1 protein-coding gene is annotated in these 241 nt (G+C 42.3%); it reads left to right on the top strand.

What is annotated here, in order from left to right:
- The coding region (locus ACTHSX_RS10820; RefSeq protein ID WP_440379687.1) for a catalase at positions 1-241 on the top strand (241 nt) is incomplete at both ends.

Below are 241 nucleotides of genomic sequence, written 5' to 3' on the forward strand. Positions count from 1 at the left end.
TGTTATGAGTGATCGTGGTATTCCAGCAAGCTATCGCCATATGCATGGATTTGGTTCACACACTTACAGTTTTTGGAATGAAGCAGGTGAGCGTTTCTGGGTAAAATTCCACTTCCGCCCCCAACAAGGTATTAAAAACTTAACAGATGCAGAAGCAGCAGCTGTCATTGCAAATGATCGTGAAAGCCACCAACGTGATTTATATGAAGCAATTGAACGTGGCGATTTTCCTAAATGGACA

The organism is Neisseria sp. P0014.S002 (assembly GCF_051958295.1).
GTDB classification, from domain to species: domain Bacteria; phylum Pseudomonadota; class Gammaproteobacteria; order Burkholderiales; family Neisseriaceae; genus Neisseria; species Neisseria flavescens_B.